Genomic DNA, 10,640 nt, shown 5'->3' with positions numbered 1-10,640 from the left:
GGGATAACCTGCTGTAAATACGAGAAAAAGGAGCGCGCAGCCGCGAGTCCGTGCCTGCTGCGCGCAGCCTGGAAAAGCTAAAACATCGGGGCTTGCGGGGCTGACATGGGAAGCGGGGACAAGCCGCTGGCTCGGCCGCCGCAATCCCCCACAGGGTTTGGTTTACACAACCAATTCCGGGCTAGAGCCGGCGTTTGCGATTGAGGCTCGGGATGGTGGTTTGCGGGATGACCACTTGCTGCGCCTCGGGTGTGGTGCTGAGCGCCAGCGCCGCCAGGGTCGGCTGGCTGAACAGCGCCCGGGCGTCGGTGTGCAAACCGCTCTGACGCATGCGCGCCACCAGACTCACCGCCAGCAACGAATGCCCACCGAGTTCGAAGAAGTTGTCATGGCGACCGACCTGTTCGACGCCGAGGACTTCAGCCCAGATCTGCGCCAGCGCGGTTTCGACTTCACCCTGTGGCGCCACGTAGGGGCGATTGATCACCGCGTCCGCTCCCGGCTCCGGCAGGGCCTTGCGGTCGATCTTGTCGTTCGGCGTCAGCGGCAAAGCGTCGAGCCGCACAAACGCGCTCGGCACCATGTATTCCGGCAGGCGCTCCAGCACATGGCTGCGCAACGTCTCAAGACCCGGTGCTTCCACGCCGGAACGCACGGTGTACCAGGCCACCAGACGCTCATCGCGCACCATCACCACCGCCTCGCGAATCGCCGGATGCTCGATCAGCCGCGCCTCGATTTCCCCCGGCTCCAGGCGCAAGCCACGCAGCTTGATCTGGAAGTCGTTGCGGCCGAGGAATTCCAGTTCCCCATGATTGTTGTAGCGCGCCAGATCGCCAGTGCGGTACAGGCGATCACCCGGCACAAACGGGCTGTCGATGAAGCGCTCGGCCTGCATTTCCGGCAAGTTGTGATAACCACGCGCCACGCCGACGCCGCCGATGTGCAACTCACCGCTGACGCCTTGTGGCACTGGTTGACCGTACGCATCAAGCACGTACAGCCGCGTGTTGCTCAAGGCTGTGCCGATTGGCACCACGTTGGCCGGTACCGGCATTTCCGGTTCCAGCGTCCAGCCCGTGCTGTCCACCGTGGTTTCAGTCGGGCCGTAAACGTTATGCAACCGCACCCACGGCAGGCGATCGCGCACCTGGCGCGCCAGCGCTGCACTGAGTTCGCCGCCACCGTTGAGCACATCGGTCAGGCTGGTGCACTGCTCGACACCGTCCTGTTCGATGAACTGCTGCAGCAGCGCAGGAACGAACTTGACCACCGTCACCTGCTGCTCGCGAATGGTCTGCACCACATAGGCCGAATCGCGGTTGCCGTCCGGCCGCGCCAATACCAATCGCATCCCGGAACACAACGGCCAGAAGATCTCCCACACCGAACTGTCGAAGCTGAACGGCGCTTTTTGCAGCAGCGCACCGTGCTCGGTCGGCGGCGAAATCTGCGAACCCCAATGCACCATGTTGCAGGCGCTGCGGTGCTCGATCATCACGCCTTTCGGCAGCCCGGTAGAACCCGAGGTGTAGATCATGTAGGCGAGGTTAGAAGCACTCAGGCCCGGCACCTGCAAGTTGTCTGCCGGCTGCTGCTCCCAGCTACCGTGCTCCAGATTGATCAGCTTCACACCCGGCTCGCCCAGCAGTTGTCGCGTCGCGCCATGCACCAGCAGTGCGACAGGCGCGCTGTCCTGCAACATGTAGTTCAGGCGCTCCAGCGGATAGTCCGGGTCCAGCGGCACATAGGCGCCGCCCGCCTTGAGGATGCCGAGCAGGCCGACCAGCAGATCCAGCCCGCGCTCGACGCAGATCGCCACACGCGAGTCCGGTTGCACGCCGACTTCGCGCAGGTGATGGGCCAGGCGATTGGCGCGCTCGTTGAGTTGCGCATAGGTCAGGCTTTGTTCGCCGGTCTGTGCGGCAACGGCGTGCGGTTTGCGCCGCACCTGTGCTTCGAACAGCGTGTGCAACGGCTGGTCCAGCGCACAATCGACCTCGGTGGCGTTGAACGTGATCAGCAAGCGTTGCAACTCCTCCGGCTGCAGGATCGGCAACTGATTCAACGGCTGTTGCGGCGTTTGCTCCAGAGCCTGCAGCAAACCGTGCAACGCGGTTTGCATGTAGCCGCAAATCCGTTGCGCGCCGATCTGGACGACGGCCCTGCCGGTGAGGCGCAAGCCGTTGCCAAAATCGTCCACGCTCATGGTCAGCGGATAATTGGTGCGCTCCTCGTTGGCCAGGGTTTCGATGCCTTGCCAGGCTTGGCTGGATGGTTCCAGCAGTTCGGATTCGTCACTGTGCCGATAATTGAGCAGCGCGCTGAACAGCGGCGACGGCGAGGCGACGCCGCTGCAGCGTTGGGCCAGTGCCAGCGAAGCGTGTTCATGGCCGAGCAGCGCGGTCAGCCGCGCATGGGTGGCGCGCACCGCGTCCAGAACCCCGGCGTCGACATCGATGCGCAGCGGCAAGCTATTGATAAACACACCCAAGGCGCGGTCGGCACCCTCGCCCCCCTGCATGCGCCCCATCAGCACGGTGCCGAACACCACGCGCTGCTGGCCCGAAGTCGCCGCCAGTACCCGTGCCCACGCCAGATGAATCAGACTGGCGACGCTGACACCGGCCTGTCGCGCCTGGGTGCGCAAACGCTGATACGCGTCCGCCGGCAGCACCTGCTGCGCTTCCTCGATACCGTTACCGTCGCCCTGCACTTCCTGCAGCCCGAACGGCAGGGTCGGCTCGTCGATGTCCGCCAGTTGCGCGCGGAAAAACACCTCGTGTTCCTGCTCTGTGACGCCCAGCCGCGTCTGCGCCACGTAATTGCGATACGGCACCGGCGGCGCCAGCGCCACGACCTGCCCCGACAGACTGGCCTGCATCTCGCCGCGCATTACTTCAAGAGCGATGTGGTCCATGGCCAGGTGATGGAACAGCAGAATGCCCACCACCCGATCCAGCGCCGGATCGCGGGCATACACCAGACGCATCAGTGGCGCCTGACTGACGTCGAGGCGATAACGCCGGGCGTTGAAGCGCGCGTGCAACTGGTCGATGATCGGGCCGTTGGCCGGGTCCAGCTCGACCTCCTGCAACGGCAGAATCGCCTCGCGCCACACCACCTGCACCGGGGTGGTCAGGCCTTCCCAGAGCACCGCGGTGCGCAGAATGTCGTGGCGCGCCATGACCTGGCGCAGCGCAGCGGCGAAGGCTTCGACGCGTTCAAGACTGTCGAACGCCAGTTGCGATTGCAGCAGGTACGGATCGCCCTGAGCGGCGGTGATGTGGTGATAGAGAATGCCTTCCTGCAGCGGTGCCAGCGGATAAATGTCCTGCACGTTGGCGGCGCCGCCCGGCACAGTGGCCACGATCCGGTCGAGCGTCGGCTGATCCAGTTGCAGCAGGGGCAGCATATCCGCGGTGATGTGGGTGCAATCGGCGGCGATGCGGTTAGCCGGCACTTCGATCTCGCGACCGCTGCCGACTGAAGCCGCCAGCGCCGCCAGAGTCGGTTGACTGAACAGCACACGCACATCGCTGCTCAAATCGAGCTGACGCATGCGTTCGATCATGATCACCGCCAGCAACGAGTGTCCGCCGAGTTCGAAGAAATGGTCGTGACGCCCGACCCGCTCGACTTGCAGGACTTCGGCCCAGATCTGCGCCAAAGCGATTTCGACCTCGCCTTGCGGCGCCTCATATTCGCGGCGGATCAAATCTTCCGCCCCGGGGGCCGGCAGCGCCTTGCGATCGACCTTGCCGTTGGCGGTCAGCGGCAACGCCGCCAGACGCACATAAGCACTGGGCAACATGGCGCTGCTCAGGCGCGTTTTCAGGTGCGCGTGCAGCGCGTTGATGTCCAGCGGCGCCTGCTCGGTGAACCACGCCAGCAGTTGCCCGTCGCGCACCAGTACCACCGCTTCGCGCACCGCCGTATGGCTGGCGAGTGCGCTCTCGATCTCGCCCGGTTCGATCCTTACGCCACGGATTTTCACCTGATCGTCGTTGCGCCCCAGATACTCCAGATTGCCGTCGGCGCGCCAGCGTGCAAGGTCGCCGGTGCGGTACAGGCGCGCGCCCGGTTCAGCGCTGAACGGATCACGCAGGAAGCGCTCGGCGCTCAGGTCCGCGCGATTCAGGTAACCGCGAGCCACTCCGGCCCCGCCGACGTACAACTCGCCGCTCACGCCAATCGGCACCGGTTGCTGCTGCTCGTCGAGCAGATACACCGTGGCGTTGCTCACCGGTTTGCCGATGTGCAGCGCCTGCCCGGCGTCAATGCGCCCTGAAGTCGCCACCACGGTGGCTTCGGTCGGTCCGTAGTTGTTGATCACTTCGAACGATTGCTGACGCGGGAACTGACGCAAGCGATCGCCACCGATCAGCAGCGTGCGCAACGTCGGGTGATCGAGCTGGCGGCTGAACGCGTATTCGGCGATCGGGGTCGGCAAAAAACTCACGTCCAGCGGCTGCGCACGCCACCAGTCGAGCAGCGCATCAATGTCTTCGTTGCCATCGCTGACCGGCGCCAGGTGCAGGATCGCCCCCACACACAGCGCCGGCCAGACTTCCCAGGCCATCGCGTCGAAACCGAAGCCGGCCAGGCTCGACGTATGGCTTCCGGCACGCAGGTCGAAAACGTCAGCGTGCCAATCGACCAGATTGCAAAGCGTGCGGTGCTCGACCATCACCCCTTTGGGCAGGCCGGTAGAGCCGGAGGTGTAAATCACATACGCGAGGTTTTCCGGGGTCAGCCCCGGCACCTTCGGTGTGCCGACATGTGCGCTGGACCAGGTCGGGTGATCCAGCTCGATCACCGGCACCGACAACGCCGGCAGGTGCCCGCGCAACGCACTCTGGGTCAGCACCGCGATTGGCGAGCTGTCCTCCAGCAGATAGCTCAGGCGCTCGGCAGGATGCGCCGGGTCGAGCGGCACATAAGCGGCACCCGCCTTGAGAATGGCCAACAGCCCGACCAGTGTGTCGAGTCCGCGCCGGGCGACGATTGCCACCCGGTCATCCGGCCGCACACCGAAATCGAGCAGATGATGAGCGAGTGCGTTGGCGCGCTGATTGAGCTCGGCATAGGTCAGGCAATGCCCTTGATGAACCGCCGCCAGCGCCTGTGGTCGTTGCGCGGCCTGGGCCTCGATACGCTGATGGATGGTCGTCGCGCTCGGGTATTCCACTCGTGTCGCATTCCACTGTTGCAGCAGCGCGCTTTCTTCGGGCGTGCTCAGCGCGAAATCCGCCACAGGCAGGTTCACCGCCTCCAGCCCTTGCTCCAGAATCAGCAACCAGCGGTCGGCCAGTGCCTTGACCTCATCGGCGGCAAAAAACGCCTCGCTGTAGATCAGGTAGAGCCGCGCGTCGTCATTGGTCAGATTACTCAGCAGGTGCACCGCAAGCGGCGTGGCCTCTTCCTGGTTCGAGGCCTTGATCATCCGCCCCGACGCCTCGCCATAGCGATAATCGTGAGTGCCCTGCTCGTAGGACACCGTGACCTCGAACAACTGCGAGCGCTCCTCACGCAGCAGGCCCAGGGCACGGTTCATCTCACTCACGGAAAAACGCTGATGGCGGAAATCCTTGCGCAGTTCCTCACGGATCGTACTGATCAGTTCAGCGAAGGTGCGTTCGCGGCCGAAGCCCATGCGCACCGCACTGACCTGGGCGAACAGCCCGAGCGTGGACTTGAAGCGCGCGCCGGAGCGATTGAGGATCGGCAGCCCGACGACCCATTCGTCACGCTCGGCGGTACGGCTGAAATACACGTGCAGCGCCGCCAGCAGCACATGGAATGCCGAAGCGCCAAATTCCCGGGCAACCTGTTTCATGCGCTGGTGCAGCAGCGCCGGCAAGGGCTGCGCATGGACCTGCGTCTGCGCGGCATTGCCGGCCAGGCTCTGCTGATATCGCGGCAGCAACAGCGGCTCGGGCAATTGTCGGTATTTGTCCAGCCAGTAGGTGCGGTCCTGCGCATGACGCGGCGACGCGTGATAGCGCGCATTGTCTTCGATGAAGTCGATGTACGACGGCGCCGAAGCCGGCACAGGCCGGCCTTGCGCCAGTGCGTTATAGATTTCGTCCAGCGACTTGAACATTTCGCCGAAGCTCCAGCCATCGACGATCAAGTGATGAGCCTGAGCGGACAACCAATGGCGCTCGCCATCAAGGCGGATCAACAGAAAACGGAACAGGCAGCCGCCGTCCAGCACGAAGGGCTGATTGATGCGCGCCTGCACCAGGGCCCGCGCTGCCGACTCCGGGTCAGTGTGCGTCGACACATCGTCGATCGGCATCGGCACCGCTAATGACTGGGCAAATTGCTGCAAAGGCAAGCCATCAACACCGGCGCCCGGCAGCAGGATCGTGCGCATCGCGTCGTGCCGGGCCACCAGCGCTTCGAGGGCGGCGTGCATGAGTGCCGGATCCAGCGGGCCGCTGAGGTCCATGTACCCGCCAATGTTGTACAGCGGCGAATCACCGCGACTCAGCTGATCCAGCCAGATATCCAGCTGCGCAGCGGTCAGCGGATACGTCTGGAGCGATGCGGACGGCGTGGCCACCGCAGGAGCAGAAATAGGCGGCATAAGATCCTTCTCATGTGATTTTGCGCCTATTCAAGCATCGGCCCCGATGCCGACATGACACGTGAAACCCGGACAACCCCACCCCGTGCGCGGGCCTGTCAGTGCTTGTTGACCCTGACTGGGCGGGAACTATCTAAAAGTTCGGACAGGAAACACTGAAAAACTTGTAGGAAAAATGCCACACATCAGCGCTGCCATCGGCCCTCTCAGTTACCTCACAGCAACGTAAATGTCCCGGTTTTCAAGGCTTTTCCGTGACCAAACAGTCAGACAGCGCACGACATCTGTACCAAATGGCGTCAGAAGCCCGGCGCCAAGTTTCAGAAATGATGGCACTTTGTGTCCCTGTTTTCCCCTACAGACGTAGGACAAATCCATAGGCTTAAATCCCGCCCCAGATCAGTTTCAAGGAGGGACGATTGCGTGGGCGGCTTTTGCATAAACAGCGGACGACTCGGTGATGACTCGGAACCAGGGATGACAAGGATATGAATCTGACCGGCAGCATTCGCAACATGGAAAACCCGCATTTCTACTGGCAACTGGGGGAACTGATTGCCAGCACGGGCGACGATCTTTTCGCCAGCAATATGTTCCAGTTGGTCGACACCCTGGTGCCGGTCAATCGCGTCGACCTCAGCGAGTGGATCCTCGACGAGCGCCAGGCCAGCGTGGTCGAGATCAAGGCGCTGGGCAGCGCCGGCCTGCCCCAGACCTTCCCGCCACCGGACCCGTTGAAGAGTCCGGACGATCATCCGTTGTTGCAGAAGATGATCGAGATGAATGATTCCCTGCTGATTCAACTCAAAGCATCACTTCAACCACGACATCCGCAGCACAGCGTCCACCAGTGCAATCTGGTGTCCCGCACCTCCAACCGTCGCTGTGTCATCTCGTTCTACCGACCGCATACGCAACGGGTGTTTTCCCTGCCGGAGCTGTCGTTTCTCAAAAGTCTGTCCGACACCCTGCTGCCGCTGATTGAACGGCACGCGCACCTCAGTCGGCAAATCATCGCCAAACAGCCGCGCCCACCGTTGGCCGATCTGGAGCAGGCGCCGTTACAACAAATGCTGGATGAGCGCCTGGCGCTGGGCGGCATCGTGCTGTCAGCGCGAGAAAAAGAAGTCTGCCTGGGCCTGCTGACCGGCGGCACCGTGCCGCAACTGGCCGAGAAGCTGCGGGTCAAGAGCAGTTCGATCGAGACCTATCTCAAACGGGCGACCGCCAAACTCGGGGTCAGCGGACGGCACGGGCTGGCGCGCTGGATGGCCGGCGCGTAACCGCGAGGTCATGGTTCAGCGGTGTTCGATAGTGGTGTGGGGACTCAGTCCCCGGCACGTTTTTTTTCTGCATGAGAGCGTTCGATGTTGCGCATTTCCCTGCTGTCCCTCGCCGTCCTGCTGGCCGGTTGTTCGTTGATTCCCGAGTACCAGCGCCCTGCCTCACCGAGCGCTGCGCAGTATCCGCAAGGCACCGTTTACCCGGCACCGACACAGACTGCACCGCGCACTGAGGACTGGCGCACACTGTTCAACGACCCGGCGCTGCAACAGTTGATTGAAAGCGCGCTGGTCAACAATCGCGATCTGCGGGTGGCGGCGCTGAACGTCGAAGCGTTCCAGGCGCAGTACCGGATTCAGCGTGCCGATTTGCTGCCGGCGGTGTCGGCCACTGCCAGCGAATCGCGCCAGCGCATGCCGCCTAGCGTGACCCGCGGCAAAGCGCTGATCAATTCCACTTACGCGGTGAATCTGGGCGTCAGTGCCTATGAACTGGATTTTTTCGGCCGGGTGCGCAGCCTCAGTGAGCAGGCGTTGCAAACCTGGCTGGCGACCGAGCAGGCGCGGCGCAGTGCCGAGCTGAGTCTGGTGGCCAACGTCGCCAACGCCTACCTGACCTGGCGCGCCGATCAGGAGCTGCTCGAGCTGAGCCGCCAGACCCTGGCCGCCGATGAGCAAAGCCTGCGCCTGACCACGCGCAACCGTGACGCTGGCAAGTCCTCGGCGCTGGAACAGGCGCAGGCGCAAACCAGCGTCGACAGTTCGCGGGCCAATCTGGCGCGTTATAAACGCCAGGTGGCGCAGGATCTGAACAGCCTGACACTGCTGGTCGGTGCTCAGGTCCCCGAGAAACTGCCGGCGCGGCCACTGTCCAGCGATCTGGTGCAACAACTGCCGGCCGGGTTGCCGTCGGATCTGCTGCAGCGACGCCCGGACATTCTTCAGGCCGAGTACAAACTGAAGGCGGCCAACGCCAATATCGGCGCGGCGCGGGCGGCGTTTTTCCCCAGCGTCAGCCTGACCGCCAGCGCCGGCACTTCCAGCCGCGACCTCTCCGGACTGTTCAGCGGCGGATCGGGGGGCTGGACTTTCCAACCACAAATCAACCTGCCGATTTTCAATGCAGGCAGCCTGCGCGCGAGTCTGGATTACTCGAAGTTGCAGAAAGACGTGGCGGTTGCCGAATACGAGAAATCGATTCAAACCGCGTTTCAGGAAGTCGCTGACGGCCTGGCGGCGCGCAGCACCTATCAGCAGCAATTGCAGGCGCAGCGCGATCTGGTGCAGGCCACTCAGGACTACTACAACCTGGCACAGCACCGTTATCAGAATGGCGTCGACAGCAGTCTGGTGTTTCTCGATGCGCAACGTTCACTGTTCAGTTCGCAACAGGGTCTGATCACTGACCGGCTGGCGCAACTGGTGGCCGAGGTCAATCTGTACACCGCGCTGGGCGGCGGCTGGCGGGCCGATGAGGCGAGTGTTCAGTAGTCACTCGTCACTTTTTCTTACACCTTTTGTCGCCCGATCCTGCGCCGCGCGGCGATCCGTGGCCGGGGTCTGCCTTCAGTTTGGTATCATGCGCCGCTTTTACGGTTAACCCCCCGCCAGTCCTGCCGACTGACGGGCTGCAAAAGGCGGTATTAGATGACGGCTTTGTTGACTCGCCGCAAGGTGCTTGCGGGAATGGGCGTGCTGGGCCTGGGCCTGCTCGCCGGCTGCGACACCCGTGGCCAACTGTCGTACAAGTACGGCAAGGACCTGAGTGACAAGATCCTCGGACGCACCTTCAGGCTGAAGAACACCGACGGCGAAACCATGACGCTGTCGAGCTTTCGCGGGATGATGCCGATGATCTTCTTCGGCTTCACCCAATGCCCGGCGGTGTGCCCGACCACCCTCGCCCGCGCCGCGCAAATCAAGAAACTGATGGGCAAGGACGGCGACCGTCTGCAAGTGATCTTCATCACCCTTGACCCGGAACGCGACACGCCGCAGATCCTCGACGCCTACGTCAAAGCCTTCGACCCGAGCTTCGTCGCACTGTACGGCACGCTGGAAGAAACCCAGGCCACCGCCAAGGAATTCGACGTGTTCTTCGAGAAAGTGCCGGCGGGCGACACCTACACCATCTCCCACACGTCCACCAGTTACGTCTACGACTCGCGCGGCCAGCTGCGCATGGGTCTGTCTGTATCGCTTTCGGCACAAGAGTGCACGGAAGATTTGCTCACTGTTATGGAGGTCTGCTGATGCACCCCGTTTTGAACAACATCAAACGCGCCGTTTTCGCTGTGTCCCTGCTGGGCCTGGCTTTTCAGGCTAGCGCTCAGACCAAGGTCGACGACGCCTGGGTGCGTGCGACCGTGCCGACCCAATCGGCCAGCGGCGCGTTCATGACCGTCACCGCGGACAGCGACAGCAAACTGCTGAGCGTTGCCTCGCCGGTGGCCAAAGATGTGCAGATCCACGAAATGTCGATGAAGAACGACGTGATGAGCATGGGCCCGGTCAAATCGGTCGACCTGCCGGCCGGCAAAGCGGTCACCTTCGACCCGAACGGCTACCACGTAATGCTGATGGGCCTGACCGGCCAGCTCAAGGAAGGCGAAAGCGTGCCGCTGACCCTGACCGTGGAAAACGCCAAGGGCGAGAAAGAAACCGTCGAAGTCAAAGCTGAAGTCCGTGCGCTGACGCATATGGAAGGTCACGATCACAGCAAGATGCATTGATCTGACTTGGCGGCAATAAAAAGGGGCGGC

Annotated in this window: 5 protein-coding genes; 4 read left to right on the top strand and 1 reads right to left on the bottom strand. The window is 62.9% G+C overall.

Translation table 11 applies throughout. From position 1 onward, the window contains the following. Positions 1-181: 181 nt before the first annotated feature. Entirely contained in the window at positions 182-6,595 is a 6,414-nt protein-coding gene (locus tag ACVHNU_RS08455; RefSeq protein ID WP_473019438.1) for an amino acid adenylation domain-containing protein, read from the bottom strand. Between the two features lie 488 nt (positions 6,596-7,083). Here ACVHNU_RS08455 and ACVHNU_RS08450 point away from each other — a divergent pair, with 488 nt between their 5' ends. From ACVHNU_RS08450 to ACVHNU_RS08435, 4 genes are all read left to right on the top strand, one after another. Further along, positions 7,084-7,878: a helix-turn-helix transcriptional regulator gene (locus tag ACVHNU_RS08450; protein ID WP_103485032.1), complete on the top strand. Its 795-nt coding sequence runs from the start codon at positions 7,084-7,086 to the stop codon at positions 7,876-7,878. Between the two features lie 84 nt (positions 7,879-7,962). Beyond that, positions 7,963-9,369, top strand: a complete 1,407-nt coding sequence (locus ACVHNU_RS08445) for an efflux transporter outer membrane subunit (RefSeq protein WP_473019437.1) — start codon at positions 7,963-7,965, stop codon at positions 9,367-9,369. 156 nt (positions 9,370-9,525) lie between these two features. Then, positions 9,526-10,131: an SCO family protein gene (locus ACVHNU_RS08440; protein ID WP_473019436.1), complete on the top strand. Its 606-nt coding sequence runs from the start codon at positions 9,526-9,528 to the stop codon at positions 10,129-10,131. Then, the gene (locus tag ACVHNU_RS08435) at positions 10,131-10,610 is read left to right on the top strand and encodes a copper chaperone PCu(A)C (protein ID WP_473019435.1); all 480 of its coding nucleotides are present in this window, start codon (positions 10,131-10,133) and stop codon (positions 10,608-10,610) included. Before ACVHNU_RS08440 ends, ACVHNU_RS08435 begins: the two co-directional genes overlap by 1 nt. Positions 10,611-10,640 lie beyond the last annotated feature (30 nt).

It is taken from the genome of Pseudomonas sp. Ors-4-3C (assembly GCF_055755035.1).
Note: the sequence above shows the minus strand (reverse complement) of the source record. Positions and strands in the feature narration are given on the sequence as shown.